Here is a 17798-nt window from a genome sequence, read left to right as displayed (position 1 = left end):
GAATATGCAACACTGTCGTCATGATGCATGTGCTGACGCCGGGATTCGAGCCCACCACGGTCGACTACGCGGAGGCTCTCGCGCTTCAGCGGCGGCTGCACGCCGAGCGCGTTCGAGGAGACCGGGGCGACGCGCTTGTCCTCCTCGAGCACCCGAGTGTGTACACGGCGGGGCGCCTCACCAGGCGGAGCGAACGGCCTAGCGACGGCACGCCCGTCGTCGAGGTCGACCGCGGAGGGCGGCTGACCTGGCATGGGCCCGGCCAGCTCGTCGGCTATCCGATCGTCAAACTGCCGGAGCCCATCGACGTCGTCGCACACGTCCGCCGCCTCGAGGTGGCCCTCATCGAGCTCATCGCCGAGTTCGGCGTCGAGGGCACGCAGGTCGCCGGCCGTTCCGGCGTGTGGGTCGATGACGACCACGGTGCTCGCAAGATCGCCGCGATCGGGGTCCGCGTCGTCGAAGGCTGCACCATGCACGGCTTCGCGCTCAACTGCGCCAACTCCCTCGAGCCCTTCAGTCGCATCGTGCCGTGCGGCATCGCCGACGCCGGAGTCACGTCCCTGAGCGCGGAGCTCGGACGGCGGATCACTCCCGCCGAGATCGCACCGAGAGCGGCTGAACTGCTCGCCGCTCACCTGCATGTCGAAGCGGGAGTCGCGGCGTGACGATCAAGCCCGAGGGCCGCAAGCTGCTTCGCGTCGAGGCGCGCAACTCGCAGACCCCCATCGAGCGCAAGCCGGAGTGGATCAAGACGAGAGCGAAGATGGGGCCGGAGTTCCGGCAGGTCTCGGAGCTCGTCAAGTCGGGCGGCCTGCACACCGTCTGCCAGGAGGCGGGCTGCCCGAACATCTACGAATGCTGGGAGGACAGGGAGGCCACGTTCCTCATCGGCGGCTCGCAGTGCACGCGTCGCTGCGACTTCTGCCAGATCGATACGGGCAAGCCTGCCGACTACGACACCGACGAGCCGCGCCGGGTGGCGGAGTCCGTCACGACCATGGGGCTGCGCTACGCGACCGTGACCGGAGTCGCCCGTGATGACCTGCCGGACGAAGGCGCCTGGCTGCACGCGGAGACGGTCCGTCGCATCCACGCCGAGAACCCGGGGACCGGGGTCGAGATCCTCGCGACGGACTTCTCCGGCAACCCTTCGCTTCTCGGAGAGGTCTTCTCCTCGAGGCCCGAGGTGTTCGCGCACAACGTGGAGACCGTGCCTCGCATCTTCAAGCGCATCCGCCCCGCCTTCAGGTACGAGCGCTCGCTCGACGTCATCACGCAGGCCAGGGCCGCGGGTCTCGTCACGAAGTCCAACCTGATCCTCGGCATGGGGGAGGAGCGCGACGAGATCGAGCAGGCGCTCGTCGACCTCCACGAGGCTGGCTGCGACATCATCACGCTGACGCAGTACCTCCGCCCGAGCCCGAGGCACCTGCCCGTGGCGCGGTGGGTCAAGCCGCAGGAGTTCATCGCGCTCAAGGCCGTGGCCGAGGAGATCGGCTTCCTCGGGGTGCTCGCCGGCCCGCTCGTCCGGTCCTCCTACCGCGCCGGTCGACTCTGGGCGCAAGCTGCTCGACGCCGTGGGATGCCCATCCCGCAGCATCTTCAGCACCTCGCGGACTCCGCATCCAGCGAATTCGCTCAGGCGGTGGGCTGACCCCGCCGTCTCGCAGTCGAAGCGGGTTACCATTCCGGCATGCTCGAAGTCTGGATCGCCGTCGGAGCCGTGCTCCTCATCGTCATCGCCGTAGTCGTCTACGTCGTCGCCACCAACCGCTCGCTGAAGCGCCTGAGCGCCCGCGTCGACGGAGCATGGAGCGACATCACGACGCAACTGGCGGCCCGCGAGGAGCTGCTCCCGCAGCTCGAGGCGCGTGTGCGCGGGCTCGCGACGCACGAGGACAAGGTCTTCGCGGCGTTCGAGGAGGCTCGCGCGGCCAGTTCTCGCGCGGCGACACCCGAAGAGGTGAGCGCCGCCGAGAACCTCGTGCAGGGATCGCTGCGCGGTGTGTTCGCCGCAGCCGAGGCGTACCCGCAGCTCCAGTCCAGCCGCGAGTTCCTGCAGCTGCAGTCAGATCTCGTCGACGTGGAGAACCGCATCCAGGCGTCGCGTCGCTTCTACAACGGGGGAGTGCGCGAGTACAACACCAAGGTGAAGGTGTTCCCGAACAACCTCGTCGCGGGCCCGCTCCACTTCGAGCAGCGGACCTTCTTCGAGGTCGCCGACCGAGCTGCCATCTCGCAGCCCCCTCGGGTGCAGTTCTAATGGCATCGCAGCGTCCGCGGGCGCTCCTAGTATTGAGCCTATGACCGAACGCGACCTCGACGAGACTGCCGCCACGGCGGCATCGCCGAGAACCGGCTCCACCCTGGCGCAGAACCCCACACCAGCGCTCCGCAACGAGAGCGAGGACGAGCTCGTGCCCCGGGGGCTGCGCATCGGGGCGGCCTGGGCCTGGCGCACCGTGGCCATCCTGCTGGCCTTGATTCCCCTCGGGTGGCTCGTCGCACAGGCCTCGATCCTCGTCATACCCCTGCTCGTGGCCGCGCTCCTGGCGTCGCTGCTCGCACCGCTCATGAAGTGGCTCGTGGGTGTCGGCCTCCCCAGGTGGGCCGCGCTCATCCTGTCGCTCATCGTCCTGCTGCTCGCGATCGGCACGCTGATCAGCCTGGTCGTCAGCCAGTTCGCGCAGGGCTTCAACCTCGACCTGGGCAAGCTCGAGGCCCAGTACCAGCTGGCGCTGCAGTTCCTCAGGGACTCCCCGCTGCATGTCACCGAGGAGCAGGTCGACGCGGGGCTCAGTGAGATCGTCGGCTGGGTGCAGTCGAACGTGAACTCCATCGCGTCTCAGGCGGTCTCGGTCGGCTCCAACGTCGTCGCCTTCCTCGCCGGCACGCTCGTCACCGCCTTCGCCCTGATCTTCTATCTCCTCGACGGCCGCAGCATCTGGCTCTTCATCGTGTCGATCTTCCCCAAGAAGGCGCGCGCCGCCATCGACGGGGCTGGCCAGCGGGGCTGGATCTCGGTCGGCCACTACGTGCGCGTCCAGGTGCTCGTCGCGCTCATCGACGCCGTCGGCATCTACCTCGGCGCCGTCATCCTGCAGGTGCCGTTCGCGCTGCCGATCGGCGTGATCGTCTTCCTCGCGTCGTTCGTCCCCTACATCGGCGCGATCTCGGCCGGCACGATCGCCGTCGCCGTGGCGCTGGCCTACAACGGCTTCCTCAATGCGCTCATCATGCTCATCGTCGTCGTCGCGGTCATGCAGATCGAGTCGCACATCCTGCAGCCGCTCATCATGGGCAGCGCCGTGAAGCTGCACCCGCTCGCAGTGCTGCTGTCGGTGAGCGCAGGAACCATCTTCGGCGGCATCGCCGGCGCCGTCTTCGCCGTCCCCCTTGTCGCGGCAGGCAAGGTCATGGTCCAGTTCATCTCGCGTGGCACCTGGCGCGATGACCCCGACCCGACGAAGATCACGCAAACCCCCGTATCCAAGCGCGAGAAGGCCAAGCGCGAGAAGAAGGCAAGCACGGTATGACCGCTCCCACCATCACGCTGGAACAGATCGTCGCCGCACGTGAAATCGTGCGGCAGGTCATCTCCCAGACCCCCATCGACTCGGCACGGTTCCTGTCCGAGAAGCTCGGCTCTCCCGTGCTCCTCAAGTGCGAGAACATGCAGCGCACGGGCTCGTACAAGATCCGAGGGGCGACGTACCGCCTCTCGCGGCTGAGCGAGGTGCAGCGCTCGCGTGGAGTCGTGGCCGCCTCGGCCGGCAACCACGCGCAGGGCGTCGCCTTCGCGGCCCGCGAGCTCGGCATCAAGGCGACGATCTTCATGCCGGTCGGCGTTCCGCTGCCGAAGCTGCAGGCGACCCGCGGCTACGGTGCAGAGGTCGTCCTGACCGGCGTCAACGTGGCGGATGCGCTCGTCGCCGCCAAGCAGTTCGCCGTCGACACCGGGGCCGAGTTCATCCACCCGTACGACCACGCTGACATCATCACGGGCCAGGCCACCCTCGCGCTGGACATCCTCGAGCAGGCGCCCGACGTGGACACGATCATCGTGCCCATCGGTGGCGGCGGGCTCATCTCGGGCGTCAGCGTCGCGGCGAAGCTCCTCGGCGAGCAGCGCGGGCGCCCCATCCGCATCATCGGCGTGCAGGCGGCCAACTCGGCCCCGTTCCCCGTCTCGCTCGAGGCCGGCTACCCCGTGAAGATCCAGGCTCGCCCGACCATCGCCGACGGCATCGCCGTCGACATGCCCGGCGAGATCACCTTCGAGGTGGTCCGCAATCTCGTCGACGAGGTCGTCACCGTCTCGGAAGACGACATCTCGCGCGCCATCCTGCTCCTCGTCGAGCGGGCCAAGCTCGTGGCCGAGCCTGCCGGTGCGACCGCCGTCGCTGCCATCCTCGCGGACAAGATCAAGGACGCGGGCACCACCGTCGCCATCCTGTCCGGCGGCAACATCGACCCGCTCATGCTCGAGAAGGTGCTGAGCCGCGGCCTCGCCGCCTCAGATCGCTACCTGAAGCTCGTTATCGAGCTGCAGGACGTTCCCGGCCAGCTCGCGCTCATCGCGAAGACCATCAGCGAGGTGAACGCGAACGTGGTGGAGGTGCTGCACACCCGCCACAACAAGGGTCTGCAGGTGAGCCACGTCGAGCTCGAGGTGTCGGTCGAGACTCGAGGCACCGAGCACTCCCACCAGGTGATGGATGCGCTGCGGGCGCTCGGCTACCAGCCGCGGACGAGCAGAGACGCGTCCCCGCTTCCCTGATCGCGAGCACACCCGCAGGAACGAGAAGAGGACCTCCCGCGGGAGGTCCTCTTCGTGTGTGTCCGAGTGCGTGGCCGCGTCGAACGGCTACGGGTGGAAGGTCTCGACCTCGGTGATCTCGACGTCGATTGAGTTGCCGTTCGGCGCCTCGTAGCTCGTGGAAGCGCCGATCGCGAGGCCGAGGATCGAGGCTCCGAGCGGGCTCTCGCCCGAGTAGACGCGCAACTGGGTCTGCGAGGCCATCTCGCGGCTGCCGAGGAGGAACTTCTGCTCCTTGCCGCCGATCTTCGCCGTCACGACGGTGCCCGTCTCGACGATGCCCGACGCTTCTGGCGCTTCGCGGACCTCGGAGTTCTTCAGCATCGTCTCGAGCTGGTTGATGCGGGCTTCGATCTTGCCCTGCTCGTCCTTCGCCGCGTGGTAGCCGGCGTTCTCCTTGAGGTCGCCGTCTTCGCGCGCCTCTTCGATGCGCTTGGCGATCTCTTCACGACCGTTCACAGCGAGCTCGTCGAGCTCCGCCTTGAGGCGGTCATACGTCTCCTGGGTGAGCCAGGTCACCGATGGGTTAGCCATGCTGGAACTCCTTGTGCAGCCGGATACGACCAAAGCCCTGACGCGAGTCAGGGCCTCTGGTGCCATTCTACGGCAACCAGCATTCCTTCACCAAAGCCGTGGTTCCTGCCTTCGTGGTGCGCACCTGCGCGTTGAGGACCTGCGAGGCCTCGTCGGTCGCGGGGACGTCGACGATGTCCCAGCCGACGACCGCCTGCTGCTCGTCACGGATCTCGATCGCGCAGGTCGCCTCCGTTCCCGCAGGGGCGGTGATGCGGTAGTCGAAGCTCACGTTCGCGTCGTCGACGATGGAGAAGCGCACCGTGTCGGCTCGGATCGCCGAGGAGGAGACGGGGCCGACCGTGGTCGTCGCCCAGAAAGCGACGACGGCGATGACGAAGATGCCGACGACCATCCAGATCCAGCGCTCCGGCTTCTTCTCCGAGCGGGGTGCGCGCGTGCCGTAGCGGTCGACGAGATCAGCTGACGTGGCAGCGGTGTCGGCGCGGGTCTCGCGTGCAGCTGACACAGGGATTCCTCTCGGCTGAGGGCGGGCGCGGCCAGAAAGTGCGGGCCGCGCGAGATAGGCTCTCTGTCTAGGTTAACGTTCCACGAGGAGACCAGTGACACTTCGACTGATGGCGGTCCACGCCCATCCCGACGACGAGTCCAGCAAGGGCGCCGCGACATACGCCGCGTACCGTGCCAAGGGCGCCGAGGTCATGGTGGTGAGCTGCACCGGAGGCGAGGCCGGCGACATCCTCAACCCGGGTCTCGAGTCCGTCTCGCATGCCCAGCGCGACCTGGCGGGACTCCGGCGCGTCGAGATGGCTGCCGCACAGGAGTTCCTCGGCGTCGAGCACCGCTGGCTCGGGTACGTCGACTCCGGCATGGCCTCGGAGGACGGATCGCTGCCGCTGAACTCCTTCGCGAGCATCCCCCTCGACATCTCCGCGCGTCCGCTGCTGCGCCTAGTCAGGGAGTTCCGCCCGCACGTGCTCGTCACGTACGACGAGAACGGCGGCTACCCGCACCCCGACCACATCCGCACCCACGACATCTCGATGCGCGTGTGGCGGGAGTCGGGCCTCGCGACGCACCCCGAGCTGGGCTCGCCGTGGCGCATCTCGAAGCTGTACTACGACCGCACCATGAACGGGAAGCGGGCAGACAGCCTCCTGCAGCACATCAAGGCGCTCGACCCCGAGTCGCCGCTGCTCGAGCGCCTCGAGCAGATGCTCGCCTGGATGCGAGACAAGCCGAGCAACGTGACGACGCAGATCCAGATCGACGAGTTCTTCGACGCCCGCGACTCGGCGCTTCGCTCGCACGCGAGCCAGGTGGCGCCTGACAGCGGGTTCTTTGCGATTCCTCGCGACATCGAGGCCGCGGCGTACCCGTACGACGACTTCGAGCTCGTCGATTCCCGAGTGGATGCCCCGACGCCGGAGACCGACCTGTTCTCGGGCGTCGACGAACGCAACGACGACAAGCAGGGCGCTGCGGGGGCCTCCGAGTGATGCTGCTCGCCTCCGCCCAGTCCTGGGTGCTGTCGCTTGCGGCGACGGCGCCGACGCCGGGGGAGGAGCTGCCCTTCAACCCGGACGACGTGACGCCGGGCCCGCTCGGCTTCTTCGTCTTCATCTTCGTCGCCGTCGCGACCGGCCTCCTGGTGATGGACCTCATCCGCCGCACGAGCCGGGTGCAGGCGAGGGCTCGTATCCGCGAACAGCTGCAGGCCGAGATGGCAGCGAAGGAGGGCGCGGTGGCCGACGGCGCTGAGAGCCCTCAGCTCGGCCAGGAGCCCGAGGAGCAGGCGGCACCTGAGCATCGTGAGCCCGACCACGAACCCCCAGCGGCCAAGCCCTAGCCGAAGACCGGCGGGTCGATGCAGAGCAGCAGGATGCCCGTCCACTGGCTGAGGAACGCCAGCACCGTGAACACGTGGAACAGCTCGTGGAAGCCGAAGTGCCCCGGCCAGGGGTTGGGGCGCTTGAGCGCGTAGAAGACGGCGCCGGCGGTGTAGAACAAGCCGCCGACGACGATGAGCACTACCGTTGCCACGTTCACCGCGGCGATGTCGCCGAGGTAGGCGACGGCGGCCCAGCCGAGCGCGATGTACAGGGCGACGTACAGCCACCGCGGGGCGCCGATCCAGAACACGCGGAAGCAGATGCCAAGCAGCGCTGCGCCCCAGACGATCGCGAACAGCGGCCACCCCTTCTCCGGCGGCAGCGCGACCAGCGCTATGGGCGCGTAGGTCCCCGAGATGAGCAGGAAGATGTTCGCGTGATCGAACCGCTTGAGGGAGACCCGCGTCTTCTCGCTCCAGTTGAAGCGGTGGTAGAGCGCGGAGATGCCGAAGAGCAGCCAGGAGCAGATCGCGTAGAGCGCGCAGGCCAGCTTGGCGGTCGTGCCCTCGGCGAGCACGATGAGCACGATCCCCGCCGCGATCGAGACGGGAAGCGTGCCGGCGTGCACCCAGCCGCGCCACGATGGCTTCGCCTCGGCGACGCTCGCGCCCGATTCGGCTTCGAGCAGGGGCAAGTGCACGGCGGGCTCCTGGCCCGAGTCGAGTTCCGCATCCGCGTGATGTTCTGAAGCCACCCTCGCACTCTACGCGGCCCCGTGCACGTGCATCTGCCCCGTGGTCCGGTACGTTGTTCGAACCATGTCGATGATTCCCACGAGCCTGCGGAGCTTCCTGTACGGGCTGTACACGAGGCGACTGCGCCGATCTCTGCACGGTCGTCCCAAGCCGAAGCACGTCGCGATGATCATCGACGGCAACCGGCGCTGGGCCAGGCAGCTCGGGTTGCGGGATGCGGCCCAGGGGCACGCAGCGGGGGCCGCCAAGATGATGGAGTTCCTCGCCTGGTGCGACCGTGAAGGTGTCCAGGTCGTGACCCTCTACCTCCTGTCGAACGACAACCTCAAGAACCGCAGCAGCGAAGAGCTCGACGCGCTCATCGACATCATCGAGAAGCTCGCGATGCAGATCGCCGACAACGCACGCTGGCGGGTGCACCACGCCGGATCTCCCGAGCACCTCCCTTCCGGACTCGGGGCGACGCTCGAGCGTCTGCAACGCGACACGGCGCAGCGTCGAGGCATGCACGTGAACCTCGCGGTAGGGTACGGAGGCCGCAGCGAGATCGTCGACGCGATGCGCAGGATCGTGCGCGCACATGCGGCAGATGGTGGCGACGTCGCGGCCCTCGCGGACATCCTCACGCCGGACCTCATCGCCGAGCACCTCTACACGGGCGGCCAGCCGGACCCCGACCTGGTCATCCGCACCTCCGGTGAGCAGCGGCTCAGCGACTTCATGCTGTGGCAGTCTGCGCACTCCGAGTTCTACTTCGTCGAGGCCCTGGGACCCGACCTGCGCGAGGTCGATTTCCTCCGTGCGCTGCGCGACTTCGCGTCCCGCCAGCGACGCTACGGCCAGTAGCCGCGACGCTCCCAGACACGACACAAAATTTAACTTTCGCCTGCGCGTGGCGTGGTCCTCACCGTCGTACGTTAATGCCATCAGGTACGGTGCCTGATCGAAACGGCCACAGGTTCCCGAAGTTCGTTTCCCCCAACCGAGTGCCCCTGTGGTCGGAACGTAACCCAGCGACGAGCGAGAGCTTGGCGAAGGAGCGGAACTGCCGTGATACCCGCACAGCGCAACACCGACCACCTCGAGAACGAGGAAGGGAGCGCCGTGCATGCCGCGGTTCCCGACTCGTCCATCTCGACCCGCACCTACGTGCTCGACACGTCGGTGCTGCTCAGCGATCCGAGGGCCCTCTTCCGCTTCGCGGAACACGCGGTCGTCATCCCCGTGGTCGTGATCACGGAGCTGGAGAAGAAGCGCCACGACCCGGAGATCGGGTACTTCGCCCGCCAGGCGCTCAGGTTCCTCGACGAGCTGCGCATCAAGCATGAGCGCCTCGATTTCCCCATCGCGATCGGGGAGGCAGGCGGCACGCTGCGCGTCGAGCTCAACCACTCGAACATGAGCGTCCTCCCCAGCGGAATGCAGCTGGGAGACAACGACACGCGCATCCTCGCCGTCGCGCAGAACCTCGCTGGTGAGGGCCTCGCCGTGACGGTGGTGTCCAAGGACCTCCCGATGCGCGTGAAAGCCTCGGCGATCGGCCTGGCTGCTGAGGAGTACCGAGCCGAGCTGGCCCGCGACACCGGCTACACGGGGGTCGCCGAGATCTCCCTCGGCGCGGACGAGCTCGACACGCTGTACACGGACGAGACGGTCGCGACCGCCACCGTTGACGAACTGCCCATCAACACGAGCCTCGTGATCCACTCGGACCGCGGATCAGCACTCGGACGCGTGTCGGGGAAGGGCGCCGTCCGACTCGTCCGCGGTGACCTGGATGTGTTCGGCGTGCACGGGCGGTCTGCGGAGCAGCGACTCGCCATCGACCTGCTGCTCGACCCCTCGATCGGCATCGTCTCCCTCGGCGGCCGCGCGGGTACTGGGAAGAGTGCCCTCGCCCTCGCTGCAGGGCTCGAGTCGGTGCTCGAGCGCGGGCTGCACCGGAAGATCATGGTCTTCCGGCCGCTCTTCGCCGTCGGCGGGCAGGAGCTCGGCTTCCTGCCCGGCGATCAGGGCGAGAAGATGAACCCATGGGGCCAGGCGGTCTACGACGCCCTGTCGGCGATCGTGTCGGAGAACGTCATCGACGAGGTCATCGACCGGGGGATGCTCGAGATCCTGCCCCTGACGCACATCCGGGGCCGCTCGCTGCACGACGCGTTCGTGATCGTCGACGAGGCGCAGTCGCTCGAGCGGAACGTGCTGCTCACGATGCTCTCTCGAATCGGCAAGAACTCTCGCGTGGTGCTCACCCATGATGTGGCGCAGCGGGACAACCTGCGCGTCGGCCGGCACGATGGGGTGGCCTCGGTCATCGAGACGTTGAAGGGGCACAAGCTCTTCGCCCACATGACGCTCACGCGGTCCGAGCGCAGCGACATCGCTGCGCTCGTCACGGAGCTGCTCGGAGACTACGAGGTGTGATGGGGACGCGGGTCCGGCTCGGTTGCGCTGCACCGAGTCGGACCTCGTCGACCTGGCCTGTGGGGAACTTCTGCGGGAGGCTCGAGAGCTGAATAGTGTCCGGGCATGGCAGAACGAGCGGAGGCGGCCCCCACTGCTGTGACGGGGCCTGATCTCCTGCGCAGTGCTTCGGACGCGCAGGGTCAGATTCCGCGGTCAGGGCGGTCGCGCGCCGGAGAGGCGCTGTGCGTCGGAGCGCTGCTCGTGATCGGTGTGGCAGCGTCGCTCCCGCAGCACCCGGAGCTCCTGCCGGCGTCGCTCGCCGTCGCAGCGGTTACTCCGCGACTCGTTGCGGTGGATGCGCGTGAGCACCGGCTGCCGAACCGCCTCGTCGCGCTCGGGGCGCTCGGGGTCTTCTTCTCCTGGCTCGCCGACTGGGCGCTGCACGGAACGCCGGATCTTCTCGCCGCAGCCACCGGCGCCGCGGCAGGGGCCGTCCTGCTCGTCCTGGCGCTCGCCGGCGGCCTGGGCATGGGCGATGTGAAGCTCGGGGCCGTGCTCAGCTGGGCGGCGGCGCTCGTCGACCCCTCGCTCGCCGTGCTTCTCGGCGTGCTGGCGATCTTCATCGGGGGAGTGCAGAGCGTCATCGTCCTGGCACGGACCCGGGATCACCGTCGCAGCATCGCGTTCGGGCCGGCGCTGCTCGCCGGGTACTGGCTTCCCGTCTTGTGGTTCGCCGTGCCGTTCGGGTGATGAACGCGCACGCGAGGCGCAGGCCTCTGGGGGCGCAGAAGGCCCGCCGGGTTGCTCCCGGCGGGCCTCCTGGTGTCGGCTTTTCGCCTACAGGTTGGGCGTGGTCATGCTGAGCACGTCGAGCTTCTCGTCGAGCTGCTCTTCCGTGATGTCGCCGCGCTCGACGTAGCCGAGGTCGATGACGGACTGGCGCACCGTGACCTTGTTGGCAACCGAGTACTTCGCGATCTTGGCTGCCGCCTCGTACCCGATGATGCGGTTGAGCGGGGTCACGATCGAGGGTGACGACTCGGCGAGCGCGCGGGCACGCTCCTCGTTCGCGACGAGGCCATCGACGGTCTTGTCGGCGAGCACGCGCACGCCGTTGGAGAGGAGGCGAATCGACTCGAGGAGCGCGGTTCCCATGACCGGGATCTGCACGTTGAGCTCGAACGAGCCGGACGCTCCGCCGAAGACGATGGCAGCGTCGTTGCCGATGACGCGCGAGGTGACCATGAGCACGGCCTCAGGGACGACCGGGTTCACCTTGCCCGGCATGATCGAGGAGCCCGGCTGCAGGTCGGGGATCTGGATCTCGCCGAGTCCCGTGTTCGGGCCCGAGCCCATCCAGCGGAGGTCGTTGTTGATCTTGATGAGGCTCACCGCGATGGTGCGCAACGCGCCGGAGGCCTCGACGAGGCCGTCGCGTGCGCCCTGAGCCTCGAAGTGGTCGAGGGCCTCGGTGAGCGGGAGCTTCGCGTTGTCGGCGAGCTCGGCGATGACCTGCTGCGAGAAGCCGGCAGGCGTGTTGATGCCGGTGCCGGTCGCGGTGCCGCCGAGGGGGACCTCAGCGACGCGCGAGATGGTCGACTGCACGCGCTCGATGCCGAGGCGGATCTGACGGGCGTAGCCCGCGAACTCCTGTCCAAGCGTGACCGGGGTGGCGTCCATGAGGTGCGTGCGCCCGGCCTTGACGGTGGATGCCCACTGCTGCGCCTTGCGGTCCAGGGCCTCGGCGAGGTGCGTGAGACCCGGGATGAGGTCGTTGAGGAGCGCGTCCGTCACGGCGACGTGCACGGAGGTCGGGAAGACGTCGTTCGACGACTGCGACGCGTTGACGTGGTCGTTGGGGTGGACGGGGCCGCCGAGGCCGCGCGTCGCGAGCGTCGCGAGCACCTCGTTGATGTTCATGTTCGAGGAGGTGCCGGACCCGGTCTGGTAGACGTCGACCGGGAACTGGTCGAGGTACTTGCCGTCGATGATCTGCTCAGCGGCCTCGACGATCGCGTCGGACACCGGCTGCTCGATGATTCCGAGCTTCGCGTTCACGATCGCGGCGGCGCGCTTGATGCGCGCGAGGGCGATGATCTGGCCCGGCTCGAGACCTGCACCGGAGATGGGGAAGTTCTCGACTGCGCGCTGCGTCTGCGCGGCGTAGAGGGCGTTCTTGGGAACGCGGACCTCGCCCATCGTGTCGTGCTCGATGCGGTACTCGTCTTGATTTTCCACCACGTTGTGTGACCTTTCCAGGTAGCCGATCTCTGTCCGAGCCAGCCTATCGAGTCCTGGCCTCAGTCGAGGTCGGCAGCGACCAGCTCTGCCAGCTTCGTGACCGTCTCGGGGGAGTTGTTGCCGTAGACGAGGTAGGCCTGGCCGTCCTGCTCGTGGACGAGCATGTAGGCCCGGTTGCCTGCATCCTCCGGGCTGAGGTCGGTCGCGTCGTATTCGATCCAGTCGAGGCCGCCGACCTGCACGGTGCCCGTCGGGGTGCGCTCCCGCGTCGCGTCCAGCAGCCAGGTGGGGTTGACGCCGATGCCCTGGCTGACGCCGACGTACTCGGTGGGAGCGCCCTTCGGGCCGACCAGGAAGCCGATGTACCACTCGCTGACGCCGTCGGCGCTCGTTCGGATCTCGGCTTCGTTCGCGGTCCAGTCCGCCGGAACCTGAGGAACGACCAGCGGGGCGGCGAAGTCACCCTGCGCGCTCTGCGCCTCTGACGCGAAATCGACGTCGAAGGTCACGGGAGTGTCGTTGCGCGGCACGATCGCCACGATGAACAGCACGAGGCCCAGCGACACCAGGAGCGAGTAGACGAGGTTGTTGATCGTCTTGCGCTTCCGGTACAGCCGCGACGACTCGGCCTTGCGCGCGAACGTCTCCTCCGGGGTCTCCGGCCGCCCGAGTTCCGCGACGACCGGTGGCTGCTTCTGCTTGGCCATCAGGCCTCATCCAGAGCTTCGTCGTCGCGTCGACGTGCCGCCTCGAGGCGCTTCCTGGCGCCGAGGAGCCAGGACTCGCAGTGCGCGGCGAGCTGCTCGCCGCGCTCCCAGAGCTTGAGCGACGCCTCGAGGGAGGCGCTGCCCTGCTCGAGCTGGCTCACGACCGAGATGAGCTCGTCGCGTGCCTGCTCGTAGCTGAGCTCGGCGATGTCGGTCTGTTCCTGCATGGTGGTCATTCTACGTTCGCCTCCGTTGCGCCGTCCGGGGCGCCTGGTGTGATGATGGCCTCGCCGCCGAGCGACGAGGCTGAGATGCGGCCATCGGCCGTTCGGATCCGGAGCTCGGTCGACGCGGGGGCGTCCTGCCATCCGGTGACGAGCGACTTCGCATCACCGTCGACGCGTTCGACGATGGAGTACCCGCGCTCGAGCGTGCCCTGCGGCGAGAGGCCCCGCAGGTGCCTCGCCAGCGAGTCGAGCCGGTCGTGTTCGCGGTCGATTCGCCGAGTGATGAGCTCTTCGCCGCGCTGGGAGGCGCGCATGAGCTCTTCGCCGCGCTGGTCGATGATCCAGGATGGGTTGGCGAGCGCTGGCCGTGAGACGAGCGACTCGAGGGCGTTGGACTCGCTGCGCACGCGGTCGACGATGCGCTGCAGGATGCGGGCTCTGGCCTGCTGGACGCCGGCGAGTTCCTCCGCGACGTCCGGTACGACGCGCTTGGCGGCGTCTGTTGGAGTGGAGGCGCGGAGGTCGGCGACGTCGTCGAGGATCGGACGGTCGGCCTCGTGGCCGATGGCGCTGACGACGGGCGTGGAGAGCGTCGCGACGAGGCGCACCAGGCTCTCGTCGCTGAACGGCAGCAGGTGCTGGAAGTCGCCGCCGCCTCGGGCGACGATGATGACGTCGACCTCGGGGTCGGCGTCGAGCTCGCGGAGCGCGGCCGAGACCTCGGCAACGGTGCGCTCGCCCTGCACGGGGGTGTGGATGGTGCGGAACTGCACCGCTGGCCAGCGGAGCTCGGAGTTGCGGCGCACGTCCTTCTCAGCGTCGGACTCGCGCCCCGTGATGAGACCGATGGTGCCCGGCAGGAAGGGGAGGGGCTTCTTGCGCTCGTCGGCGAAGAGACCTTCTGCCGCCAGCTGCTTCCGGAGTCGCTCGAGCCGCTCGAGAAGATCGCCGAGCCCGACGTGCCGGAGGTCCGAGACCTGCATCGACAGCGTGCCGCCCTTGACCCAGAAGTCGGGCTTGATGCTGGCGATGACGCGGTCGCCCTGCTTGAACTCGCCGTCGAGACGCTGCACGACGCTGCGCCAAGCGGTGACCGACAGGGTCGCGTCCGCGTCGAGGTCCTTGATCTTCCCGTAGGCGTGCCCACCGCGGATGCTCCAGCCGGTGAGCTCTCCCTCGATCCAGACCGACCCGAGGCGTGCGATCCAGTCGCGGACGAGCTCTGAGACGACGCTGACGGGCCACGGCGCATCCGGCGTTGACTTCGGGGGCTGGATGACGACCACGTGCCTCTTCTCGAATCTGATGTCTCCCGCTGCGATCGCGGAGGGAGCGTGCTGCTTGGCACAGAGAATCGGCCGCCGCATGCGAGATCGAGGATATCGCGTGCGGCGGCCGATGCTTCAGTGCTGTGGAGAACCCGGCCCGCCCGGGCGGGTCGGGTGGCTCGCCCGGGCAGGCACGTGGTGACGTCAGCAGGACTGCTGTCGCCACGCCCTACGTGGAGGTTGGCGTCGGCGTCGGCAGGGCGCCGCTCGAGATGGCCTCGAGCAGTTCACCGTGCATCAGGATCGCGGCGATCGTGAAGCCGAAGATCGTGATGAGGGTGACGACGGCGCCGATGATCGGGATCCACATCGCCCGTTTGCCGGCCTTCCAGCGGACGAGCGTCAGGTACAGCGTGAGGGCGTAGATCGCCGGCAGTACCAGGACAGCGGTGGTGGACAGGGAGCCGAGACCCTCAGGTCGCACGTAGCCGCCGACCCCGAAGTCCTCGTAGAGCAGGGCCATCTGGCCCGCCAACGAGTTCTCCGTGAACGTCGTCATGTTCAGGACCGTGGCGACGAGGCCGAGCACGAGGAACCCGATGCCGAGGAAGCGGTCGTTCTTCCGCTTCACCTCCTGCACCGAGTCCTGCGGCTCGGATCCCGGCGTCACGCTCACGCGGCCGAGTGACCGAACGAGCCGAGCTGCTTGGTGGCCTCGATGATGCGAGCCGCCATGGCGGTCTCGGCCTTCTTGCCCCACGAGCGGGGGTCGTAGACCTTCTTGTTGCCCACTTCGCCGTCGATCTTGAGGAAGCCGTCGTAGTTCTTCAGGACGGTGTCGGCGACGGAGCGGCTGAACGCGTACTGCGTGTCGGTGTCGATGTTCATCTTGATGACGCCGTTGCGCACCGCCTCGGCGATCTCCTCGTCGGTCGATCCCGAGCCGCCGTGGAAGACGAGGTCGAGCGGCTTGGCACCGGTGCCGTACTTGGCTGCGAGGCCTGCCTGGATCTCCGCGAGGAGCTCGGGGCGCAGCTTGACGTTGCCCGGCTTGTAGACGCCGTGGACGTTGCCGAAAGTGAGCGCGGCCATGTAGCGGCCGCGGTCGCCGAGGCCCAGGGCCTCGACGGTCGCGATGGCGTCGTCGAGCGTCGTGTAGAGGTGCTCGTTGATCTCGTGCGCGACACCGTCTTCCTCGCCGCCGACGACGCCGATCTCGACTTCGAGGATCTGGTTGTTGGCCTGCGTGAGCTTCAGGATCTTCGACGCGATCTCGAGGTTCTCCGTGAGCGGCACAGCGGAGCCGTCCCACATGTGCGACTGGAAGATCGGCTCGCCGCCGCGCTTGATCTGGTCAGCGGATGCCTCGAGGAGCGGGTAGACGAAGCCGTCGAGCGCGTCCTTCGGGCAGTGGTCGGTGTGCAGCGCGACCGTGATCGGGTAGTTCTTCGCGACCTCGTGCGCGAATGCGGCCATGGCGAGCGCACCGGAGGCGCGAGCCTTGACGGACTGGCCGGCGAAGTAGTCGGCACCGCCCGTGGTGACCTGGAGGATGCCGTCTGAGCCGGCTTCGGTGAGACCCTGGAGGACGGAGTTGATCGTCGACGAGCTGGAGACGTTGATCGCTGGGTACGCGAAGCCGCCTTCCTTGGCTCGGTTCAGCATCTCGGCGTACTGGTCCGGTGTTGCGATGGGCATATGTGCTCCTTCAGCGCTTGGAACTTACGACTGAAGTCTAGCCAGGGCCGCCGACTTTCTCCGAGCCCGCGTACTAGGGTTGAGAACCGGATGGCGCGGAGCAATGGTGTCGTGTGATTGCTCGGCGAGAACGTCCATAACGCCAGCGAAAGGGACCCTTGTGACCTCATCTTCCGCCACTTCAACTCCGGAGCACGGGCAGCTCTTCGCGAACCCCGACCGCAACCTCGCTATGGAGTTGGTTCGTGCGACCGAGGCTGCGGCCATCCGGGCGACGCCGTTCATCGGGCGAGGTGACAAGAACGCCGCCGACGGTGCGGCGGTCGACGCCATGCGCAAGTTCCTCTCGACCGTCGATTTCGCCGGCGTCGTCGTCATCGGCGAGGGCGAGAAGGACGAAGCCCCGATGCTCTTCAACGGCGAGCAGGTCGGCAACGGGCAGGGCCCCGACTGCGATATCGCCGTCGACCCGATCGATGGCACGAGCCTCACGGCCGCTGGCCGGCAGAACGCGCTGAGCGTCATCGCCGTGGCCGACCGCGGCTCGATGTACAACCCGAAGGACCTCTTCTACATGGAGAAGATCGTCACGGGTCCCGAGGGTGTCGGCGTCATCGACCTGGCTCGCCCGATCGGCGAGAACATCCGCGCTCTCTCGAAGGCGAAGAACAAGCCGGTCGAGGACATGGTCATCGCCGTGCTCGACCGTCCGCGCCATGAGGAGCTCATCAACGAGATCCGCGAGGCGGGCGCTGGCACGCAGCTCATGCTCGACGGCGACGTCGCAGGTGGCATCAACGCTGCGCGAGGCACTGGTCGCATCGACATGTGCGTCGGCATCGGCGGCACTCCCGAGGGCATCATCACGGCGTGCGCGATCAAGGCGCTCGGCGGCGTGCTGCAGGGCCGCTGGTACCCGCGCAACGCCGAGGAGCGCGAGCGGGCGATCGCTGCCGGGCACGACCTGGACGCAGTGCTCACGCAGGATGACCTGGTCCGCACCGAGAACACGTACTTCGTGGCGACGGGTGTGACCGACGGTGGACTGTGCGCCGGGGTTCGCCGGTCCGGCAACCGCATCTTCACGGACTCGGTTGTGCTTCGGTCCCGCTCCGGCACCGTGCGTCGTGTGACGGCCGAGCACCTCGCGGACAAGTGGCTCTGATCTTCTTCCGCAGCTGACGCAGTTCTTCTGGAGCTGCCTTCAAAGCGCTGCCAGTCTGATGCTCCCGGCGTTCCCGTCGCGGCATCGGGCTGGCAGCGTTTGCGGTTGAGGATCCGGTGCGAGTGCGGTTCTGCCGGGAGTTC

20 protein-coding genes are annotated in these 17798 nt (G+C 67.8%); 11 read left to right on the top strand and 9 right to left on the bottom strand.

What is annotated here, in order from left to right; translation table 11 throughout:
- Nucleotides 1–20: 20 nt before the first annotated feature.
- From lipB to ilvA, 5 genes are read left to right on the top strand one after another with little or no spacing between them, the layout of a single operon-like run.
- On the top strand, nucleotides 21–668 hold the full coding sequence (lipB, locus tag C5E10_RS10535; RefSeq protein WP_104331589.1) for a lipoyl(octanoyl) transferase LipB: 648 nt from the start codon (nucleotides 21–23) through the stop codon (nucleotides 666–668).
- Entirely contained in the window at nucleotides 665–1657 is a 993-nt protein-coding gene (gene lipA / locus C5E10_RS10530; protein ID WP_104331588.1) for a lipoyl synthase, read from the top strand. The genes lipB and lipA overlap by 4 nt, the downstream gene beginning before the upstream one ends.
- Before the next feature lie 39 nt (nucleotides 1658–1696).
- Entirely contained in the window at nucleotides 1697–2266 is a 570-nt protein-coding gene (locus tag C5E10_RS10525; protein WP_104331587.1) for a LemA family protein, read from the top strand.
- A 40-nt stretch (nucleotides 2267–2306) separates the two neighbouring features.
- Nucleotides 2307–3539, top strand: coding sequence for an AI-2E family transporter (locus C5E10_RS10520; protein WP_104331586.1), 1233 nt, complete (start codon nucleotides 2307–2309; stop codon nucleotides 3537–3539).
- A complete protein-coding gene (gene ilvA, locus C5E10_RS10515) occupies nucleotides 3536–4783 on the top strand; it encodes a threonine ammonia-lyase (protein ID WP_104331585.1) in 1248 nt (415 codons plus the stop codon). The genes C5E10_RS10520 and ilvA overlap by 4 nt, the downstream gene beginning before the upstream one ends.
- Nucleotides 4784–4870: 87 nt before the next feature.
- On the opposite strand, the gene greA is transcribed toward ilvA, so the two are convergent.
- Nucleotides 4871–5356, bottom strand: coding sequence for a transcription elongation factor GreA (gene greA, locus C5E10_RS10510; protein WP_104241642.1), 486 nt, complete (start codon nucleotides 5354–5356; stop codon nucleotides 4871–4873).
- A gap of 67 nt (nucleotides 5357–5423) precedes the next feature.
- Nucleotides 5424–5864: a DUF4307 domain-containing protein gene (locus C5E10_RS10505; protein ID WP_104331584.1), complete on the bottom strand. Its 441-nt coding sequence runs from the start codon at nucleotides 5862–5864 to the stop codon at nucleotides 5424–5426.
- 109 nt (nucleotides 5865–5973) lie between these two features.
- Here C5E10_RS10505 and mca point away from each other — a divergent pair, with 109 nt between their 5' ends.
- A complete protein-coding gene (gene mca / locus C5E10_RS10500) occupies nucleotides 5974–6855 on the top strand; it encodes a mycothiol conjugate amidase Mca (protein ID WP_104331583.1) in 882 nt (293 codons plus the stop codon).
- Nucleotides 6855–7205 carry a hypothetical protein gene (locus tag C5E10_RS10495; RefSeq protein ID WP_181062723.1) on the top strand — a complete coding sequence of 117 codons (351 nt, stop codon included), beginning with the start codon at nucleotides 6855–6857 and terminating at the stop codon, nucleotides 7203–7205. Before mca ends, C5E10_RS10495 begins: the two co-directional genes overlap by 1 nt.
- Here C5E10_RS10495 and C5E10_RS10490 read toward each other — a convergent pair.
- Nucleotides 7202–7942 carry a hemolysin III family protein gene (locus C5E10_RS10490; RefSeq protein ID WP_258071084.1) on the bottom strand — a complete coding sequence of 247 codons (741 nt, stop codon included), beginning with the start codon at nucleotides 7940–7942 and terminating at the stop codon, nucleotides 7202–7204. The genes C5E10_RS10495 and C5E10_RS10490 overlap by 4 nt on opposite strands.
- Before the next feature lie 70 nt (nucleotides 7943–8012).
- Between C5E10_RS10490 and C5E10_RS10485 the strand changes: the two genes are divergently transcribed.
- The 3 genes from C5E10_RS10485 to C5E10_RS10475 all read left to right on the top strand — a co-directional run bounded on the left by C5E10_RS10485 (nucleotide 8013) and on the right by C5E10_RS10475 (nucleotide 11099).
- Nucleotides 8013–8789: an isoprenyl transferase gene (locus C5E10_RS10485; protein WP_374953192.1), complete on the top strand. Its 777-nt coding sequence runs from the start codon at nucleotides 8013–8015 to the stop codon at nucleotides 8787–8789.
- 258 nt (nucleotides 8790–9047) lie between these two features.
- Entirely contained in the window at nucleotides 9048–10367 is a 1320-nt protein-coding gene (locus C5E10_RS10480; RefSeq protein ID WP_258071088.1) for a PhoH family protein, read from the top strand.
- A 105-nt stretch (nucleotides 10368–10472) separates the two neighbouring features.
- A complete protein-coding gene (locus C5E10_RS10475; RefSeq protein WP_104331581.1) occupies nucleotides 10473–11099 on the top strand; it encodes a prepilin peptidase in 627 nt (208 codons plus the stop codon).
- Between the two features lie 87 nt (nucleotides 11100–11186).
- Here the strand turns inward: C5E10_RS10475 and C5E10_RS10470 are convergent, their stop codons facing one another.
- The 6 genes from C5E10_RS10470 to fbaA form a co-directional block, all read right to left on the bottom strand.
- Nucleotides 11187–12587 carry an aspartate ammonia-lyase gene (locus C5E10_RS10470; protein ID WP_104331580.1) on the bottom strand — a complete coding sequence of 467 codons (1401 nt, stop codon included), beginning with the start codon at nucleotides 12585–12587 and terminating at the stop codon, nucleotides 11187–11189.
- Nucleotides 12588–12649: 62 nt separating this feature from the next.
- A complete protein-coding gene (locus tag C5E10_RS10465; RefSeq protein WP_104241635.1) occupies nucleotides 12650–13297 on the bottom strand; it encodes a DUF4245 family protein in 648 nt (215 codons plus the stop codon).
- Nucleotides 13297–13533 (bottom strand): exodeoxyribonuclease VII small subunit, encoded by a 237-nt coding sequence (locus tag C5E10_RS10460; protein WP_104241634.1) that lies wholly within the window; start codon nucleotides 13531–13533, stop codon nucleotides 13297–13299. Before C5E10_RS10460 ends, C5E10_RS10465 begins: the two co-directional genes overlap by 1 nt.
- Nucleotides 13530–14810, bottom strand: coding sequence for an exodeoxyribonuclease VII large subunit (gene xseA, locus C5E10_RS10455; protein WP_258071083.1), 1281 nt, complete (start codon nucleotides 14808–14810; stop codon nucleotides 13530–13532). Before xseA ends, C5E10_RS10460 begins: the two co-directional genes overlap by 4 nt.
- A 211-nt stretch (nucleotides 14811–15021) precedes the next feature.
- The gene (locus C5E10_RS10450) at nucleotides 15022–15468 is read right to left on the bottom strand and encodes a DUF6264 family protein (protein WP_146080232.1); all 447 of its coding nucleotides are present in this window, start codon (nucleotides 15466–15468) and stop codon (nucleotides 15022–15024) included.
- Nucleotides 15465–16490: a class II fructose-bisphosphate aldolase gene (gene fbaA / locus C5E10_RS10445; RefSeq protein WP_104241631.1), complete on the bottom strand. Its 1026-nt coding sequence runs from the start codon at nucleotides 16488–16490 to the stop codon at nucleotides 15465–15467. Before fbaA ends, C5E10_RS10450 begins: the two co-directional genes overlap by 4 nt.
- A gap of 232 nt (nucleotides 16491–16722) precedes the next feature.
- On the opposite strand from fbaA, the gene glpX reads away from it, so the two are divergent.
- Nucleotides 16723–17655 carry a class II fructose-bisphosphatase gene (gene glpX, locus C5E10_RS10440; protein ID WP_258071087.1) on the top strand — a complete coding sequence of 311 codons (933 nt, stop codon included), beginning with the start codon at nucleotides 16723–16725 and terminating at the stop codon, nucleotides 17653–17655.
- Nucleotides 17656–17798: the final 143 nt, after the last annotated feature.

The organism is Pseudoclavibacter sp. RFBG4 (assembly GCF_002931515.1).
Lineage (GTDB): Bacteria > Actinomycetota > Actinomycetes > Actinomycetales > Microbacteriaceae > Pseudoclavibacter.
The sequence above is the reverse complement of the archived record's forward strand: the minus strand, read 5'-3'. Positions and strand labels throughout refer to the sequence as shown.